We start from the raw sequence: 18833 nt of genomic DNA on the forward strand, positions 1-18833 counted from the left end.
TAGATGCCAACCTTGGTTGGCGCCGATGCATCCGCCGGGCATGGCCCGGCGCTACCATGCCGCACCCGTCGGGCACCCTCTTCCAGTAGTGCCGGGCCATGCCCGGCGAGCGTAGCGGCGCCGTTGCCTTCGCCCACGCAGATGTCACACGCCTGCGCTAGTCTGTGGCCAGGTCGCAACAGGGAGTCATCGCATGCACCGCGCTCACCAGCATGCTGTCAGCCAGACCCGCGAACGGCGTCATCGCCTCGCCCACGAAGCCGCCCGGCTGATGGCCGAAGGCGGAATCCGCGACTTCCACCAGGCCAAACTCAAGGCCGCCAGCCGCCTTGGCATCCACGACGATGCTTCCCTGCCCCGCAACGTCGAGATCGAACAGGCGCTGCGCGAGTACCAGCGGCTGTTCTCCGGCCCGCAGCACGGCAGCGAACTACAGCGGCGGCGCGAGTCCGCCTTGCGGGCGCTGGAGTTCCTGCACGGGTTTTCGCCGCGCCTGGCCGGACCGGTGCTGGACGGCACCGCCGATGCCAACAGCCCCGTGCAGTTGCACCTGCACAGTGACGACCCGGAGGCCGTGCATCGCTTTCTGGACGAACATCGCATCCCCGCCGAATCGCGTACGCGGCGCCTGCGGATGGACCGTGAGCGCAATCTGGATGTGCCGGTGTGGGTGTTCAGTGCCGAAGACCTGACCTTCGACCTGGCCGTCCTGCCCTACGATGCGTTGCGCCAGGCCCCGCTGTCGCCGGTGGATGAGAAACCCATGCGGCGGGCGTCGGCCACGCAGTTGCGGCAGCTTCTGGCCGAGATGGAAATCACCGCCTACATCGGCGGTTGATCATGGCAGAGCCGGGCCTGTGCCCGGCTCTGCGCCAAGAGCGGCCGAGCATGGCCCGGCGCTACTGGAAGATCAGCTGCTCCTGCGCAGGGGTTGCCAATCGTGCCAGCCACGGCACCGCCGCACGGTACGGATACTCGGCCATCATGCGCGCATGCATCTTCTGCAGGTCATGCAGGTTCCAGGCATGCGCATACACATCCTGGAAGTCATCCGCCCAACCACTGCGCACGCGCGTGCGTTCGCCATCAAGGTTCGGCACCAGGTACCACGGCACCTGCAGGATCTCGGCAAGCGCCTTGTTGCGTACCGCACTCTCGTGCCCCGACCGCTGCAGCTGTTCGATGCGGAAACTCACGCGGCGGCAGGGAAAGGGCATGCAGGCACCGGTAGCGTTGATGTAGTCGGCGATGTCGGCGTACATGTCCGCCTGCAGCTTCATCGCCACCGGGTCCTGCAGCGTCTGCCGGACCCGCAACGTGCGCTGGGTGCTGCCGCGGATCTCCGCAGCACTGTAGAAGGGATCACCCGGCGTCGTGCCGCCGTGGCGCACCAGCACGATGCGGTGGATCGCTTCGTCGGTCAGCACTTCCACCCGCACGGCTGCGGCTTCCGGGTGGATTCGGGGCTGCGGCACGTTCACCACGCGCCAGAACCCCCACACCATCAACCCCATGCAGACCATCAGCACCAGGCAGGCCAGCGTCCACGTATCCATGTCGTGGGTGAAGTAGCGGATGCGGGCGCGCCACAGGTAGTAGCGCCGATAGGTCATGAAGCGGCTCATGAAGCGATACATTGCAACCTCCTCTGCAATGGCCCCGGCGCGGCGGGGCTCGTTACGCGCACCACACCGGGGCGCCATGGCTTACCAGCCGATGCCCACACCCACGCCCATGCTGCGTTCACCGCTGTTGGTGAAGGCACCATTGAGGCTGAAGGTGGCTGAGCCCTTGTCGTTGAGCACGCGCTGGTAACCCACCGCCATGGCCGACTCGCCCTCGGCGTAGCCCACGCCCGCGCCGAGGCGGTTGTAGGTGGCCAGGCCGGCGGTGTTCATGGCCATGGCCGTCTGCGCGCTGCTCATCGCCGCCATGCGGTTGAAGCGCTTGTCCATCTTGTCCAGGCGGCGCTCGAAGTTGCTGATCGCACCATCGGTGTACTCGTTGGCGCGGGCCAGCATTTTTTCCAACTCGGCGGTGTCGACCTGCGGCGTGGGCGCGGGCGAGTCATCCTTTTTCGCCTTCGGCTGCGGTGCAGCCGAAGCGTCCTCGCCTGCCGAAGCGACCTGCGGCGAACCGCTGGCTTCCGGGCTTGGCATGATCTCTTCGGCCGGCGCCGCCGATGCCGTGGCCATTGCACGCGCCTGCGGCTGGCCGTCCACGCGTTGCTCCAGGCCATCGATGCGACCGTTGAGCTGCTGCTGCGCGGCATGCAACTGGCCACCGTTGACCGCCTCGCGGCTGCCGGCGGCGATCAAGCCGTTGGCGACGTTGGAGATGACCATGCCGTTGGCACCCGCCAGGGTGAGCTGGGCGGTGCCGTCGCTGCGGACGGACGGAGATTCCTGGAACACCGAGCGGAGCTGGGTTTCCACGCGATCGACACGGGAGCCGGTGGTGACTACGGCCGAGTCGAGCGTGGCGAGGGCTTCGTTGATGGTGTTCTGGTGCTGGCCCTGAACGTTGAAGCCGGGGATGGTGACGTTGCCGTTGGCGTCTATGTTGCCGCCGAGGGTGGACAGTGCGCCACGGAGCTGGCCGACGGTGGCGGCGTCGTTGGCGTTGCGGCCGTTGGCTACGTTGACGAGGCGGCGCTGGTATCTGCTATTTCCGAAGGATGCCGTGTCTGCCTCTGTGGCAACGGATCCCATGCCAATGGCGGCGGACCTGACCGCACCGACTTCTGTTCTAGTGACTGCGCCTAGCGCCACGCTATCAGAACCAGCCGCACGTGACCCTACACCGAGAGCGAATGCGCTATCTGCTCCCTCTTCGACCAAGGCCCCTCTCCCCAGAGCAACGGAATTCTTACCCAAAGCAATCGCAAAAGCGCCAACGGCTGTTCCCCCTTCACCGCCATGCTGAGGTGTGGCTTGCGCGGATTCACCAATCGCAACACCAAACGATCCAGCCTTGGCGTCCTCACTCAAATCGTCCCGACCGATTTTGAAGAATCGATGAGTCGATTCCACGCTCGCTATTCGCTCGTTGGTTACATACAGCTGACTGCCGTTAACTGCATCAGTACTGAAGGCAGATGAGATGTCCCCCGAATCAATCCCAGTCAGTCGCGATCCAGCGAAATCAATCGGCCCTCCTCGTTCATCATGTGCTTGCTGAAGAACATGCCTCACGCCTTTATCTGACATGCCCTTCATACGCTCGATCTCATCTCCGTTCCTAGCGATTTCCTGCTTGGCCGCGTACAGCTGACTACCAGTCACCGCATCACGACTCCCCGCATCAATACGCCCATCGGCGAGATTCGACAGAACCATGCCCTGCGCACCAGCCAGGTTCAATTGGCCGATTCCATTCTCATTGGTTGAAGGCGACTGTTGGAACGTTGCCCGCAGCTGGTTCTCGACACCATCGATGCGGCCGCCGGACCGGAGAACCGCGCCATCGAGTACATCCAAAGCATCGCCAACCGTATGTTGAACACCCCCCTGCACTCCATACGATGGTGAAACAATGTTGCCGTCTGGCCCCAGATCTGCGCCTCCGCCAAAAACGGTCACCGCATCACGTAGTTGAGCAACAGTGGTTGCATCGCTGGAGTTCACACCACGCCCTACGTTGACAACACGCCGCGTGAGATGAGAGTTGCCGACTGAAACGACATCTGAATCCTCAGCTATCGAACTGTTGCCCAATGCCACTGAATTCTCCGCTCCCGATTCAACCTGACTAAAAGAACCTAGAGCCGTTCCGCCTGCGGCATAGACATTCGAGCCGGTCCCAAGTGAAAATCCGTTCTGGGCCGCAGCGACAACAAGTGCGCCTCTGCCGAGGGCCACTGACCCCTGTCCACGGGCTCGTGCGAATGCACCAATTGCAGTAGCTCCGTCAGAATCAATTGCAGCTTCTGCAGAGTCACCAATGGCAACCCCTAACAAGCCCGCCTGCGCGAATTGACTTTCGCCATCAACACCAACTTGCACGAAACCCTTGGCAGTCTCGATTGCTGTCACTCGCTCATTGGTGCTAAACAACTGCCCACCATTCACCGCATCGGTGCTGGCCGCCGAACTGACATCTCCCGCCGCCACTCCCGATATGCGCGCACCTTCCATGTCCACAAGCAGGCGATCGGCACTGAACTTCACCACCCCATCCAGATCCGGATCAAAGTCGTCCACGTCCGTACGAAGCTGATCGATGTCGGCGCGGTTGGCCGCGACGCGCTGGTCCTGTGCCGCGAGAGCCTGGGTATGCGTTGCCAGCTGCTGGCCGTGCAGCACCAGTGACTGGCCCTGCGTGGAAACAGACTGGTTGGTGGCATGAAGCTGCTGTCCGGTCACGACATCGGTACTGGTACCGCTCAGCACGCCGTTGGCAACGTTGTTGACGCGCCGCTTCGCGCCGTCCTTGTTGGCCACATCCACCACGGTGCCAGTGTTGTCTGCGCCCAGGCGCACATTGCCCGTGGCCGATACCTGGCTGACCAGACCACTCAACGCTGTGGCCCTGCCCAGCGCGTTGTCTGCGGCGGTCTTGGCGCCGGTTGCCGCCGTCTGCGCGGCATTGGCCGCATTCTGCGCGGTGGTCACATTGGCATTGGTAGCGTTGAGCTGCTTGCCGGTCACGGCCTCGGTGCTGGACGTACTGAGCGCACCGTCAGCCAGATTGACCAGCTTGCGCTTGATGGCGCTGTTGCCAACGGAAATCTGATTGGCAGCGCTGGTCTGCGAACCATTGCCCAACGCCACCGAACCATTGTGCTGAGCCAGGGAGCGATCACCAATGGCCACGGCACTTTCGGCCGAGGCCCTGGCCAGATTGCCCATGGCCGTCGCGTAGAGGCCGCTTGCGTGGGTACCGCGCCCGAGTGCGGTGGAATGCCCGGCGCTGGCCTTGCTCTGATATCCGATCGCGGTGGCGTGAATCACATCCGCCGACGCCTCATGGCCAACGGCAATGGCACGATCACCCACCGCGCTGGCCTGCAACCCTGCCGCAACAGCACCGTTGCCGCTGCGTGACATTGCCCCCACCGACACGCCCCCATTGGCATTGGCAACACGGTTCCCGTCCTTGTCCACGCCAGACCTTGCGTCGTCACCCAGCGCGACGCTCTTGCCGTTGTAGCCCCTGGCGTTGCGTCCCACTGCGGTGCTGATGCCATAAGCATTGGACTCTGCAAGCGCACCGCCCCCCAACGCCAGCGCTTCTGCATTGAGTCGCCGGTTGACTGCATCAACACCGGCCTTTGCCTCAGTCGCCGTTGCCGCCGCGGTCGCCACCGATGCATTGGTCATATGCAACTGGTTGCCGGTGATCGCGTCGGTACTGCCCGCCGCAATCACGCCATCGGCGAGGTATTGGATCCTGCGCTTGTTGCTGCTGCTGCCCACCGACACCGTATTGGCGCTGGAGGTCACCGAGTTGGCGCCCAGCGCAACCGAATTTCCGTGCGTGACCGTTGCCCCGCGACCAAGCGCGATCGTACCGCTGCTGCTTGTCTTGGCCTGATAGCCGATGGCAACGCCGTCATGCGTGGAACTGGCGCTCCCACCCAAGGCGATGGCACCCGTCCAACCGCTGGTGCCCGCGAAGGCGCCTGCACCGATGGCGATGCGGGAGATGCCCGAGCCGGACGCTGTGCGAGCGCCCCCGCCCAACGCAACGGTATCATCGCCATCAGCCGTTGACCCAATGCCCATCGCAAGCGCACGATTACCCACTGCTTGGGCAGCGTTGGCATTGGTCGCCGCGGTCCCCGTCGCCAGCAACTTCTGACTCTGGCTCACGCTGGCCAGCGCCTGCTGGGTAGCATGCAGCTGCCTGCCGGTCACTGCATCGCTGCTGTTGGCGTCGACCGCACCGTCGGCAAGGTATACGATTTTGCGCCGCATGCTGCCGTTACCGACCGACACCTGATTGTCGCCGTAGTCGTTGGAGTCAGCCCCCAGTACGACGGAATTGCGTCCGGACGCTAGCGCACCACTTCCCAGTGCGACCGCGTTATGCGCGTATGACTTCGCATCGTTGCCCACCGCGACTCCGCCGAGCTCCCAAGCGACCGACTTGTGCCCCAGCGCGGTCGCATAGCGCCCGTTGGCATCGGCCTGGTAGCCAAGTGCCACGCCGTAGCTGTTGGAGAAGGCCGATACACCTACCGCGACCGCCCTGTCACGGGCACCGGCGTACGCACCGAGCTGGACGAAATCGCTGTAGGCCAGCGGAAGCGCGTTCGCGCGGGAGAACGCTCGCCCGCTGGGAGCGGTGGCGGCATCCTCGTGCACAAGCATGGCGCTTGTGTTGAACGGGCCAAAGGCAGTGTACAGGGCGTCTTCCGTCCACTCATCAGCGCCTGTTTCGAGATGGCCCGCAGTGGCTGCCATGACCGATGCCGGCAGCATGGCCAGCACCAGCGCCAATCCGGGACCACGCGATGTGTGCCTGCGCGTGCCGCGCGCTGCCGCCAGTTCGCTTGCAACCACCCAGCATTGGCGGGCGGCGGACCAGAGTCGTCGATAGATCTTGTTCATGGGATTCTCCTTAACAAACGGAACAGAAGGAACCGCTGTGGCACCAAGCCACAGCGGCGAGATGCACTCAGAGCGCGACGTTGTGCACGTGCTCGCGATAGCCATCGCGGGTCAGCCGATAGCGCAGCTGCAGCGTGTGGCCCGGCTGCAGGGAAAATGGCAGTTCCAGCGCGCTGCCGGGATACAGGCTGCGCGAGACGTCATGCGCGGTGCAGCGCGCGCCATCGCAGTCAGCGATACTGGTGATGCCCACGCGTACCGTGCCGGTGTTGCGCAGCTGGTTTCCCTCCACCTGCACGTCCATCGTCGATTGCGCGGGCAGTACATTGACCAGCGCGCCCCATACCAGGCTGACGCCGACATTGGCCTGGGCCTTCTCACCCTCGCCTGCCGGGTCTGCCCGTTCGGGGCCTCGCACGCCCTCGAAGTACACGCGGTATGCCGTTTCCTTTTCGACCGGCTGCAGCGGAATCACACGGATCAGCCGGTTGCCGCCACCGGCGAGCGCGAACTTTCCCGGCGTGATGGCGATGGCGGCCTCATTCGGCTCCACCTCAACCTCCTGTTCACCTGCCCCCGCCGGGTCGACGATGCGCTTGATAGATGCCTGCACGTACTGCGGTTGGGTGGACTGCGAGTAGATGCGTATCTGTGCACCTTTCTTCGCGTCTACCGACGTACGCATGGGGTGCACGGTGAGATTGGCATGGGCAGGCAACGCCATCAGCAGCGACAGCGGCAGCAAGCAGCGGACTAGGGGTTTCATCGGGGACTCCATGTGGGGTTCAGGGCGTGACAGTGGGAACACGCAGTTCCACCTTGAGATCGCCGCTGTAGTAGCCAGGGCGCTTGGTGCTGACCGGCACGCGCGGTGTTTCCAGCGTCAATGGCGTAGGCACGCAGAACACCGGCTGCGTCATGCCGGGCAGCAACACCAGCCGCAGCCGTGCGCTGTCGATGCCATGCAGCAGCTGCTCCACGCCGTTGCGCATGGGCAGCGCGCTGCCGTTGTGATCCAGGGTGACGGTGTAGTCCACGCGCTGGCTGGCATCACTGCCGCCATCGACGTGCCATACCGAGTAGCCCGAGGGCCCGGGAGGTTGCGCGCCGCTGTCACGCACGGTGACGCCGAGGTAGCTGCTCTGCGAGCCAAGCCCGTCGTACAGGCACATGTCGAGCTGGGTACGACCGCCGATGGTCTGCGCGATGGGGTCGTACTGCAGGTTCAGACCGACGTGCGGGGTGACCTGATCGAAAAGCGGGAAGTAGATGGAGACCGCGTTGTGGTCGGTGATGGTGAAGTCGAATGTGAAAGTGTTGACCGCAACGATTAACGATGCGGGATCCGTCCTCAAGTTCAGGATCAACTTACCGCTCCAATTGCCAGCGACAAGTTGATCGAGTTCCTTCACGGGAAGCAGCAGCTCCACCGATGTTCCTATCGCTTTCTCACCTCCACATTCCTCCTGTCGTGAGGTCCAGACAGGTCTCTTCTCACTTAGCCAGAAATCGAGCCCGCATGCTCTCTCCCCCAACGCGCGACTCAGCGATGCCATGACGCGCACGTCTGTAGCAAGACCGCTACGCTTCTCCACTACTCGCAACAAGATTGGCATCGAACCGCTTGCCAAGCGCTCAGTTCCAACTACCGGGCACAGGCCCGTGCTCGAATTCGATTCCGATTCGCATGTCAGATGAATTCGACCGTATTGCAGACCCTCATCTCTGCTGTAACCAAGCACAGTCCTCGGCGCCCACAACTCGATATCTCCCGGCATCGCAGAGCGATCCCAGCTCATCACGATGTCGCGGTGTTCACTCGACGGATGCGTTTCCGGCGGCCTCTGCGCCTTCGCCCGCGGCACCAACAGCACCAGCCCACACAACACCGCCATCACCCACCACAACCGACGGCTCACTTCGCACCTCCCGCTGCTGCGGTCTGTGGCGTGGCGGCGATCAGCGCCTGCTCCTGCAGCAACCGCGTCACCCGTGCCTGGTGGCGGATGTCGGCGGGCAGCTGGGCCACGGCCAGCGGCTCGCACTGCACGGCGCCTACCAGCATCACCACGCTGCGGCGCTCGCGCACCTGCAGCGGGCAGTGCAGCAACCGGTCGTCCTGCAGCAGGTACAGGGTCTTCTCGCGTCGTGGGAAGTCGGCCACGAAACCTCCATTGCTGCCGGTGCCGGGCACCGGCGCGTTGAGAATGCGGGCACCGCGCAGCGGTGCGCCGGCGATGTCCTGGGCGTTGCCGATGAAGGTGTAGGTCACTTCAATCGGCACCGGCATGCGTACCAGCCGGCCCGGTGGCAGGAACAACGGACGCGCGCCGCCCACACCGCTCACGCGCACGGCGGCGATGCTGTCCAGGGCGCTGGCGTCCTGCACTTCAGCGCGGTGTGACTGGTAGGCGGAAATCGGCAGCAGCCGGCGCTCGCCCAGCTTCAGTCGCTGCCGGCGCAGCCCACCCACCTGCAGCTCGGCGGCAACGCCGCTCAGGTCCAGGTCGTCGGTGTCATCCACCTGCACCGCCAGCCCCGCGTCGGCGCCAACGCCAGCGCCCCAGTACACGCCGCGTTTGCCGATGGCCAGGCCGGAACTGTGCGTGGCGCTGTACGCCACTTCGTTGCCACCCTGGTGCTGGTAGCGCGACACCGTGGCACCGGTCTGGCCGATGCGGTTCTGCAGCTGGGTACTCAGCGTGGCGCTGTAGCGCTCGTTGTTGTTGCCGCGCAGTTCGCCCGATACCTCGCGGTACTGATCCTCGTATTCCTGGCGCAGCGTCTGCCCGGCGCTGTAGTTGATGTCCGGGCGCGCATGCTGTGGTTGCCGTACGTCCACGCCATAGCGTCGCTGCGAACTGCCGCGGTCATCGTGCTGCAGGCGGTTGAGGCTGAAATTGAGGTAGATGCCGCGGTCACGGCCGTCGCGCAGCCCACCGCCGCTGGTCTGCTGCCAGACGCCGATGCGGCTGGAGACACTGAAATCGCCCCAGCGCTGGCTGCGGCTGTAGCTGGCCTGCCAGGTGCGGCTGAGCTGCGGTATGCGCGTGGGCTGTGGCATCCACGGCGGCAGCAGCGGGTCAAGCCCGGCCAGCGGATCATCATCCAGCCCCGACCGCACGGTGCCTGCACGCCAGGTCTGGCGGCGCGTATAGGCCACGTAGGCGTTGCCGCCGGCCACCGGCAGCGCCATCGAGGCGCTGAGCGAATCGGCGCAGCCCAGCCGGTCGCGCGCGTCATCCTCGAACTGGCAGGCACGGCCGCGCATGCGCTGGTGGTACACATTCCACGAAGCACGGCGACGGTAGGAAAGCTGATGCTGCTGGCCACGGCTGCCATCGCTGCCGTGCATGCCACTGAAGGTGGCGCGGACTTCCTGGGTGGCAAACACATGGCGCAGGTCCACCCGCAGTTCGCCGTAGCTGAAACCGCCCAGATCGGCGATGCCAGCGGTCATGGCCACGTTGCGCCCCATCGGCACGCGCAGGCCGCCCATGGCCGCCAGTTCGTCGTCGAAGCGGTCGCTGCGGCGCTCGTTGCGGCGGCCGCCCTGCAGGAACCACTGCACGCTGCTGTCGGTCCAGTCACCGCCCTTGTCGAACGGCGCGTCCTCGTTGCGTACCAGCACGCCGTCTTCGTAGATGCGCAGGCTGACGGTGTAGTTGCCCATGGGGAACCGGCGCGTATCGAGCTGGTTGATGCCTGCCTGCAGGTAGAAGGTCTGCAACAGGCGCTCGCCATCGAACGCATCCACACGCGCATCGCGCGCCAGCAGCACGGTGAGGGGCGTGGCCTGCACGGCGGCGGCGGAGTCCACGTAGGCCTGCGTGGTGCCCAGGCGCAGGCCCTGGAAGCGATCCATCGGCAGCATGCTGAAACTGAAGGTGCCGCCCTGCGGGCTGCTCAGGTTGCGGCGGTCCATGCGCCCGGCCTGCAGGTAGTGCTGCTGGCCCAGGTCATGGCGGTAGTAGGCGTTGTCGAGCTGGAAACGGCGGCTGGCAAGACCGCCGCGGTAGTGCTGCTGGCTGAAGGTCCAGTCGGCGGACAGGTGTCCGCGCTGGAACACGCCCAGTGCACCCATGCCTTGCGCGGCCAGCGCCTGGTAGCCCCGGCCACCGCTGACATTGAAGGTGTGCTGGTGCAGGAAGGCGTTCTCGGCATTGGCGCTGACCTGGTGGTAGCGCTCGGCGGCCGGCTCGCCGGGGATCCATTGGCGGGCGACAAACAGGCGCACTGCGCCCTCGCCTTCGTCATACAGCGCGCGCACGGCAGTGGGCTCCTGGGGAGGATCGATGTACCCGCAACCGGCACTGGCACCGCCGTAACGGCATGCCAGGTGGCTGTTGCGCGGCAGCGGCTGCGACAACGCCGGCAGCAGCGCAGCCTGCGCTTCGGCGGACAGCTGCAATGCCTGCAGCGCCTCGGCCGGGGTTTCCAGCTGCACGTGTTCCAGGGTCACGCGCACCGGCACCAGCCCGGTCGAACGACCGAACAGACGGATCTCCAGTTGTTCGGTCTGGCCTTCGACCAGATCCTCGAAACCGGCGGGAACGCCGCGCGCCGCGACCAGGGGTGTGGCCAGCGACAGGGCGAGCGCGACCGCCAGCCGGGTGACGGCGGGTGCGGGAGCATTCATGGGGATTACCGGAAGCAGCCGGCCCGGCAAGCGGGCCGGCGCGGGTGCCTTACGGGCTGGTGGTCTTCTGCTGCATGGCGATGGTGACGATGCCTTCGTAGCTGCCGCCGCGGGCGATCGGCGCCTGGACGGTCTGTGCAATACGCAGCGCCAGCGGGATCGATGCACCCGGCAGTGCGCCGTCGAACAGGTCGCTTGCGGAGAAGTCCTGCGCCGCCACGGTCAGCGCCCTGCCATTGAGGCTGACGGTCAGCGGCACCGGCGTGCCGCCGCCATCGGTGTTGAGCAGCTGCGGGGTGCTGCCAACACGCACTTCGATGTCCTTGCTTTCATCGTTGGAGTAGATGCGCACCTGCTGCGACCAGGGCACCAGGCCGCTGACCGGGTTGTGGACCATGTTGACCACCGAATCCAGCGCAGTGCCATCGGCCTTGAGCAGGGCCAGGGTCGGATCGACGTTGGCCCAGACCTTGATGTCGGCATCGAATGCATTGGCGGACAGCGAAACGGTAGCCAGCGCTGCAGCGAGCGCGGCCTTCTTCAGGATGGAGTTCATGGTGTCTCTCTCGGACGGTGGGATATGAGGCCTCCAGTGCGGAGGCATCACCCGCCTGCGTGGGGGCGGGCGACGGAGAGAATGGTAGGTACCCCTACCCTGCGACGGCCATTCAACCATTCCTAAATAGCTGAACGTTAAGGAAATTCTTTGAAGGTGTTCAATGTTTGAGGGTTATGCAAATTTCCTCAACCGGTCTTTGCAACAAACCTCATTGCGAGACATGCACTTTGCAGAGTCGAGCCATGATCGACGCACGGGTGCTCGTGCTGAGCGCTGGTGGTCAATCCTGGCCACCAGCGTGCCCTGCAGCGCCACAGGCTGGTCGTCACGCTGGTCGCGGATGCGATGATCCGAAAAGATGTGGAAACGACCTCCCGTGCCAGAAACCATTCATCCCGGAACCGACGCCTCTTTCAGGAACGATTCCATGGCCGCCACCAGGGCCAGCGGCGTTTCGTTCATCGGGTAATGCCCGGCATCCTCCAGGACCTCCATCGTGGCCTGCCGGTAGCGGCGCAGATAGGTGCGCTCCATCAGTGCGCGGTTGAAGGTGGGATCGTGCCCACCCACCAGCACCTTCAACCGATGCTTGCCGACGATCTCATTGCTGAAATCGGTATCCGCCCATGCTGGAAGATAGGCAGCAAATGCTGCAGGTGAAGCGTGTGCCGCCGAATACGCGGCCTTCCAGTCGAGCCATTGCGCTGGCAGCCGCCCGCCGGTACTGCGATCGATGATGGTCCGACGCACGCCTACGTCCCCGGCCGCCGTTTCAAGCAGGCTTCGCGTCGCGGCGTCGTAGGCAATGCCGCCGCAGGGCACCGGCGCAATGGCCACCATGCCGTGTACCCGGTCCGGCGCAAGCACCGCCATTCGTTCAATGGCCATGCCGCCCATCGAATGACCCGCCACACTGAAGCGTTCGTGGCCCAGGGCGGCCATCAGATCCAATGCATCGGATGCAATCTCGCCGATGGTATAGGCCCCCCGTGCATCGCGCATGCCGCCGTAGCCCCGGCAGTCCATGAAGATGTAGCTGAAGTCGTCGCGCGACAGCCATGGCTCGATGGGCTCGAACGCGTGCGCGTCGCCGAACCAGCCGTGCAGCACCAGGACAGCATGGGGTCCGTGTCCCACGCGATGGAAAGTATTGGTCATGTGGTTCCATTACAGCTGAGGGGAGCATTGATGCTAGGCAGCGCGGATCCGGCCCACCGTCGATGACGGGTCAATCGCTATAGAATCCGGGCCATGCGCAATTCGCTGCTTGATCCCTACGAAGACCTGCCACGCGATGTCGTGGTCACCTCGAACGACTACGCCGCCGAATTTGCGTTTCCCCGCCATGCCCACCGGCGCGGGCAGTTCGCATTCGCCGCGCGGGGCACCATCAGTGTGGCCACGCCGCAGGGGCGGTGGCTGGTTCCCCCGCAGCGCGCCTGCTGGGTGCCTGCAGGCCTGGCGCATGAGATGACCATGCGCGGGCCAGTGACGATGCTCAACGCCTTTCTCTCCGCCGAGGCGGCCGACGCCGTGGCGCTGCCGGAGCACTGCCGGGTGTACGCGGTCTCTGCGCTGTTGCAGCAGCTGCTGGAGGCGGCGGTGGACCTGCCCCCGCTGTACGACGAGGACGGGCGCGCAGGCAAACTGATGCAGCTGCTTGTGGCGGAAATCGCATCGATGCCGACACTTTCCCTGCATGCACCGCTGCCCGCCGATGCACGCCTCGCACGTGTCTGCCGCGCATTGCTCGACAGTCCTTCGCTGGCAGTGCGCCTCGATGACGTTGCCGCCGAAGCAGGCATGAGCCGGCGCACGTTCACGCGCCTGTTCCGCGCCGATACGGGGGTGGGTTTTGCCGAGTGGCGGCAGCAGGTGTGCCTGCTGGTGGCCATCGAGCGGCTGGGACAGGGCCAGGCGGTGACGCGCGTGGCATTGGACCTGGGCTATGCAAGCCCGAGCGCGTTTTCTGCTGCCTTCCGGCGTGTGCTGGGATGTTCGCCGAGCCGGTACGCAGAAGCGTAGTACTCGGCCGATGCTTGGTTGTCATGCGCGCCGCGCGCGCGGGTCGAGCGTGGCTCGACGCTGTAAATGTCCATGCGCGACTGGATGGCACCAGGCCGCCTCGCGGCGGCCTGATGGATCTCACTCAACGACACGATCTCAGAAGAAGATCGCGTACAGGATCAACAGCGGAATCGGCACGCCCAAGAACCAGAGCAGAAGCGTTTTCATGGCAGGTCTCCTTGCATCAGATGCGGGTTACAGGTCGCGGCGACGGCCGCCCCAGGTGGCGCTGAGGCTGGCGAAGAACGCGCCGATCAGCAGGGTGATGAACAGCCACAGTGCGGCATAGGCCGTGGCCTTGCGCGCATCGTCGGCAGCTTGCTTGGCGGTGTTCTTGGCCTTTTCCAGCGCAGCACGCATGCGGGTCTGCACGTCGGTCACACGGGCCTGCGCTTCAGCCTGGCTCATGCCCGTCTCGCGCGCGATCAGCTGCGACAGGTACTGGGTATCGGCCGGGTCCAGGCCGTCCCCCTGCAGACTGTTGACGATGATGCGGTTCACTTCGGCACGGACTTCGCGGCGGTCGCCCATCGGGCCATTGCCCGGCATCGGGCGCGGCGGCGGCGGGGCCGTGCGGGCGTCACGTGGGCCAACGCTGGCGGCGGCCGGGGGCGGCGGCGGTGCGGCAGGGTCCATGGGGCTGGTACCCGGCGCTGCGCCCGCTGCCGGCGCAACCGGAGGTGCACCGGCAGCGTCCGGGCCCGCCGTGGTGACCCCGCGGAACAGCGAATCCACCCAGTAGTTGAGGTCGCTCTCCGGTGCGCCTGCAGCAGCGCTGCCAGCTCCGGCCACGGCAGCACCGGCAGTGGTGGCAGCGGCGCCTGCGGTCGCGCCGGCAACCTTTGCGCCGGCGCCCAGTACGCCACCGATGGCCGAGGTCAACAGGCCAGCAGTGAGCAGGGTCGCCACAGCCCAGGACACGAAGCCGTGCGCGGTGTCGCGGAAGTAGGTTTCATCACCGTGCAGCTGCGTCCACTTGGTGCGCAGGCGACCGGCCAGGTAGCCGCCAAGACCGGAAGCGGCCAGCGCGGTGAAGGTCAGCCACGCGACGCTGGTCCAGCCGAAGGTTTCCTTGGACACCCCTTCGAACGACCAGGGCGAAACCGAGGACAAGCCGAGGCCAACACCCAGGATCAGCAGGATCAGCGACAGTGCGGCGGCCGCAACGGCGCCGGCGAAAATGGCGCCCCAGGACACCGCGCTTTCGCTGGGCGGTGGCACGACGGGAGTGGCCACCACGGTGGCGATGTCAGGACCGAGTGGATCGCGCTCGGGCAGGTCGAAACGGGTACTCATGGGTTGGACGCTCCGTATCAGTGCTGCAGGTGCAGCTGGCGTCCTGAGGCTGCGCGAGCGCTTGTGAAGCTGGTGAGACCCTTGAATCACGCGGTCTTGCCGCGGCGAACATCGTGCCAAGCGCCGGGGCGCAGTAGATCCACGCCACGCGTGGATGATGTTCCGCGGACACCCAAATCGTGCCAACCAAGGTTGGCACCCACCGAAGCCGGAGCGCAGTAGATCCACGCCATGCGTGGATGATGTTTCGCGGACGCCCAAATCGTGCCAACCAAGGTTGGCATCTACCAAAAGCGAAGCAAAAAAAACGCCCCGCAATCGCGGGACGTCTTCAGCACAACCTACCGCAGGCGATCAGCCCTGGTAGTCGCGCACGTCGTGGCCGGTGTAGACCTGGCGCGGACGGCCGATCTTCATTTCCGGGTCGACCTGCTGTTCCAGCCAATGCGAGACCCAGCCGGAGGTACGACCCAGGGCGAACATGACGGTGAACATCTCGGTCGGGATCTGCAGCGCCTTGTAGATGATGCCGCTGTAGAAATCGACGTTCGGGTACAGCTTGCGCGCGACGAAGTACTCGTCCTGCAGCGCGGCCTGTTCCAGCTTCACGGCCACGTCCAGCAGCGGATCCTGCACGCCCAGCTGCTTGAGCACCTTGCCGGTCATCTCGCCGATGACCTTGGCGCGCGGGTCGAAGTTCTTGTACACGCGGTGGCCGAAGCCCATCAGGCGGAAGCCGGAGGTCTTGTCCTTGGCCTTCAGCACGGCCGACTCGACGTTGTCGGCCGAACCGATCTCTTCCAGCATCTTCAGCACGGCTTCGTTGGCACCGCCGTGGGCCGGACCCCACAGCGCGGTGACGCCAGCGGCGACCGACGCATACGGGTTGGCACCGGTCGAACCGACCAGACGCACGGTCGAGGTCGACGCGTTCTGCTCGTGGTCGGCGTGCAGGATGAACAGCAGATCCAGTGCCTTGACCACGTCCTGGTTCAGTTCGTACTTGCCGTCAGCCGACTCGAAGGTCTGCTTGAGGAAGCGGCTGACGTAGTCCAGCGAGGTATCCGGCTTGTTGGCCGGCAGGCCCTTGCCGTGGCGGTAGATCAGCGCCGACAGGGTCGGCACCTTGGCGATCAGGCGCACGGCGGCCTGGCGGCGCTGTTCGGCGTCGGACAGGTCCAGCGAGGCGTGGTAGATGCCCGACAGCTGCGCGATGGCGGCGGTCAGGATGGCCATCGGATGGGCATCCTTGGCGAAGCTGCCGATCAGGGTGTTGATCGACTCATCGACGTTGGCTTCGGCAGCCAGCTCGTCGGTGAAGGCCTTCAGCTGCTCGGCGCTCGGGCGCTCGCCGTTGATCAGCAGGTAGGCCACTTCGACGTAGCTCGACTTTTCCGACAGCTGCTCGATCGGGTAGCCGCGATACAGCAGCACGCCCTTGTCGCCGTCGATGTAGGTGATGGCGGACTTGCAGCTGGCCGTCGCGGTGAAACCGGAATCGTAGGTGAAATACCCCGTTTCCTTGGTCAGCTTCGCGATGTCGACGCAGTCGTTGCCGAGGGTGGGTTTGATGACGGGCAGAACGACCGACTTATCGCCGGCGTTGAGCGTGACCTGATCAAGATCGGACACTGTGTGCGCTCCTTCATGGGAAGGCGCCTGCCCAAGCGCATTGGTCAGGCACGTGAATGACGTCCTCGGCCTGTGCCGGGGATCAGGTCATTATCGCACAGCAGCATTTGCCGGGCGCTAGACAGAAGTCGTAGACGACAGGCAGCCGGCACCCTGCCAGCGAGCGGCCGGGATCGGCAAAAGCGTTGTCACAAGGACGCAGTGTTCCGTCCATCCAAACGCCCGTTGGGCAGGCGCTGGACAAAAACAAACGGCCGCGCAGAGCGCGGCCGTCGGTTCGAACCGGGTACGACGTATCAGCGCGCGTAGCGCTTCTGGAACTTGTCGATACGGCCCGAGGTGTCGATGACCTTGTGCTTGCCCGTGTAGAACGGATGCGAAGCCGAGGAAATTTCAACCTTCACCAGCGGGTAGTCGTTGCCGTCTTCCCACTTGATGGTTTCCTTCGTGCTCATGGTCGAGCGGGTCAGGATCTTGAAATCGGAGGTGACGTCATGGAAGACGACGTCGCGGTAGTTCGGATGGATATCGGCCTTCATGGGCTCACACCGTAAATGGGCTGGTGGTCAAGAGCGGCATTATAAGCACTGGTTGCCGCCTGGGGCAACCAGTGCAGGGGGCTGACCTCAGTCCGCACCCAGGGCCTGGCGTACCAGGGCCTCGAAACGCCCTTGGTCGTAGGCCATCAGCAGGTCGCAGTTGTCCGGCTGGCCGGTCTGGCGGTTCCAGTCGACGATGGTCGCGCCGCGGCTGAACGTGCCGTTCAGTTCCACATTCAGCGGCCGCGATTCGACCTGCAGCTGCCCTTCCGGGTTCAGCGCCCAGGCCATGGCCAGCGCGTCGGCGGTATACCAGCGGCCGCCCTTGCTGTCTTCGGACAGGCCACGGGTCTTGCGCGAGATCAGCTCGTAGAAGCGCGCGCGATCGGAATCGGCACCCAGCCACTGCTCGGCTTCGGTCAACGGCAGGCCGTGGGCAACGGTGGCTTCCCAGTCCGACACCAGCAAGTGCGGGAACGCGGTGAACACCACATGCGCGGCTTCCGGATCGAAGGCGATGTTGAATTCGGCGGCGGGGGTGATGTTGCCGTGGCAGGTGACTGCGCCGCCCATCACCACGATGCGCTTGATGCGCTGGGGCAGGGTCGGATCGAGTTTCAGCGCCAGTGCCAGGTTGGTCAGCGGGCCGAGCATCACCAGCATCAGTTCGCCGGCATGCTGGTGCGACAGGCGCAGGATGGCCAGCGCGGCGTGCTCGGCGTCGGCCTGGCGGCTCGGCGGCGGCAGGTCGACATCGCCATAGCCATCGCGGCCATGCACGTGGGCGGCGTCGACGGATGGATGCAGCAGCGGATCGGGGCTGCCGGCGAACACCGGCACGTCGGTGCGGCCGACGATGTCGCAGAGCTTGAGGGCGTTGCGGACGGTGTACTGCAGGCCTACGTTGCCGGCGGCGATGGTCAGGGCGACCACGTCATGCCGTTCATCGGCGAAGGCCATCAGCAGGGCCAGTGCGTCGTCGACACCGGGGTCGGTATCGATCAACAGCGGGATCTTCTTGGTCATCGTTGCCGTCTTCAGATCGGCAACGAAGTGTGGACCGGGATGATGACCGTTGCAAGTACGGGGGTTCGGGTTCGGCCGGGCTGCGCCCGGCACCCGCCGAATCAACGGCAACGGCAACGGCAACGGCAGAAGCTGGCATTCCGTGGGATGGCGGGGTGGGTCCGGTTGCGGGGGACGCTGCAAGTACATCCATGTAAGCTCGGTCGCCGCATCCATGCGGCTCACGCCCCCGCAACCGGACCCACCCCGCCTTCGACAGTTGTCCACTGCTCTTGGTGGGTGTCGACCTTGGTCGACACGGCATGGTCTGCTCTTGGTGGGTATCGACCTTGGTCGACACGGTGGATCCACGCCATGCGTGGATCGACGTCGGCGGGATCGCGAAAGATGACGCAATCGGCGTGCCGGGCGGGGCCGCGCTGCAATTGCAGCGTTTTCGATCTTTCCAACTTTTCTCATTGAGGCGCACGGTCCTTCATGGAAAACACGGGAGGCCATCGACAACGGATGGCGCGGGCTTC

Annotated in this window: 13 protein-coding genes; 2 read left to right on the plus strand and 11 right to left on the minus strand. The window is 65.0% G+C overall.

The features are described 5' to 3' along the window. Positions 1 to 193 precede the first annotated feature (193 nt). A complete protein-coding gene (locus J2X70_RS18590) occupies positions 194 to 838 on the plus strand; it encodes a hypothetical protein (protein ID WP_059064965.1) in 645 nt (214 codons plus the stop codon). A 61-nt stretch (positions 839 to 899) separates the two neighbouring features. Here J2X70_RS18590 and J2X70_RS18595 read toward each other — a convergent pair whose 3' ends face one another. From J2X70_RS18595 to J2X70_RS18625, 7 genes are all read right to left on the minus strand, one after another. Next, complete coding sequence (locus J2X70_RS18595) at positions 900 to 1637, minus strand: hypothetical protein (protein WP_025874226.1); 738 nt, start codon at positions 1635 to 1637, stop codon at positions 900 to 902. A gap of 69 nt (positions 1638 to 1706) precedes the next feature. Beyond that, the gene (locus J2X70_RS18600; RefSeq protein ID WP_309911613.1) at positions 1707 to 6554 is read right to left on the minus strand and encodes an ESPR-type extended signal peptide-containing protein; all 4848 of its coding nucleotides are present in this window, start codon (positions 6552 to 6554) and stop codon (positions 1707 to 1709) included. Positions 6555 to 6621: 67 nt separating this feature from the next. Then, the gene (locus tag J2X70_RS18605) at positions 6622 to 7320 is read right to left on the minus strand and encodes a pilus assembly protein (RefSeq protein ID WP_025874224.1); all 699 of its coding nucleotides are present in this window, start codon (positions 7318 to 7320) and stop codon (positions 6622 to 6624) included. A gap of 19 nt (positions 7321 to 7339) precedes the next feature. Continuing rightward, positions 7340 to 8449 carry a CfaE/CblD family pilus tip adhesin gene (locus J2X70_RS18610; protein ID WP_309911637.1) on the minus strand — a complete coding sequence of 370 codons (1110 nt, stop codon included), beginning with the start codon at positions 8447 to 8449 and terminating at the stop codon, positions 7340 to 7342. A 20-nt stretch (positions 8450 to 8469) separates the two neighbouring features. After that, positions 8470 to 11193: a TcfC E-set like domain-containing protein gene (locus J2X70_RS18615; RefSeq protein WP_309911616.1), complete on the minus strand. Its 2724-nt coding sequence runs from the start codon at positions 11191 to 11193 to the stop codon at positions 8470 to 8472. 49 nt (positions 11194 to 11242) lie between these two features. Beyond that, positions 11243 to 11749 carry a CS1 type fimbrial major subunit gene (locus tag J2X70_RS18620; protein ID WP_218787920.1) on the minus strand — a complete coding sequence of 169 codons (507 nt, stop codon included), beginning with the start codon at positions 11747 to 11749 and terminating at the stop codon, positions 11243 to 11245. A 393-nt stretch (positions 11750 to 12142) separates the two neighbouring features. After that, positions 12143 to 12910, minus strand: coding sequence for an alpha/beta hydrolase (locus J2X70_RS18625; RefSeq protein WP_309911619.1), 768 nt, complete (start codon positions 12908 to 12910; stop codon positions 12143 to 12145). 93 nt (positions 12911 to 13003) lie between these two features. On the opposite strand from J2X70_RS18625, the gene J2X70_RS18630 reads away from it, so the two are divergent. Further along, positions 13004 to 13777 carry a helix-turn-helix transcriptional regulator gene (locus J2X70_RS18630; protein ID WP_059064979.1) on the plus strand — a complete coding sequence of 258 codons (774 nt, stop codon included), beginning with the start codon at positions 13004 to 13006 and terminating at the stop codon, positions 13775 to 13777. Between the two features lie 237 nt (positions 13778 to 14014). On the opposite strand, the gene J2X70_RS18635 is transcribed toward J2X70_RS18630, so the two are convergent. The 4 genes from J2X70_RS18635 to J2X70_RS18650 all read right to left on the minus strand — a co-directional run bounded on the left by J2X70_RS18635 (position 14015) and on the right by J2X70_RS18650 (position 18312). After that, complete coding sequence (locus J2X70_RS18635; RefSeq protein WP_309911621.1) at positions 14015 to 15115, minus strand: hypothetical protein; 1101 nt, start codon at positions 15113 to 15115, stop codon at positions 14015 to 14017. 354 nt (positions 15116 to 15469) lie between these two features. Further along, on the minus strand, positions 15470 to 16747 hold the full coding sequence (locus J2X70_RS18640; RefSeq protein WP_025874217.1) for a citrate synthase: 1278 nt from the start codon (positions 16745 to 16747) through the stop codon (positions 15470 to 15472). A 296-nt stretch (positions 16748 to 17043) separates the two neighbouring features. Continuing rightward, positions 17044 to 17286: a type B 50S ribosomal protein L31 gene (locus tag J2X70_RS18645; protein WP_006389217.1), complete on the minus strand. Its 243-nt coding sequence runs from the start codon at positions 17284 to 17286 to the stop codon at positions 17044 to 17046. Positions 17287 to 17373: 87 nt separating this feature from the next. Next, entirely contained in the window at positions 17374 to 18312 is a 939-nt protein-coding gene (locus J2X70_RS18650; protein ID WP_025874216.1) for a nucleoside hydrolase, read from the minus strand. Positions 18313 to 18833 lie beyond the last annotated feature (521 nt).

The organism is Stenotrophomonas sp. 1337 (assembly GCF_031455455.1).
Taxonomy (GTDB): Bacteria; Pseudomonadota; Gammaproteobacteria; order Xanthomonadales; family Xanthomonadaceae; genus Stenotrophomonas; species Stenotrophomonas indicatrix.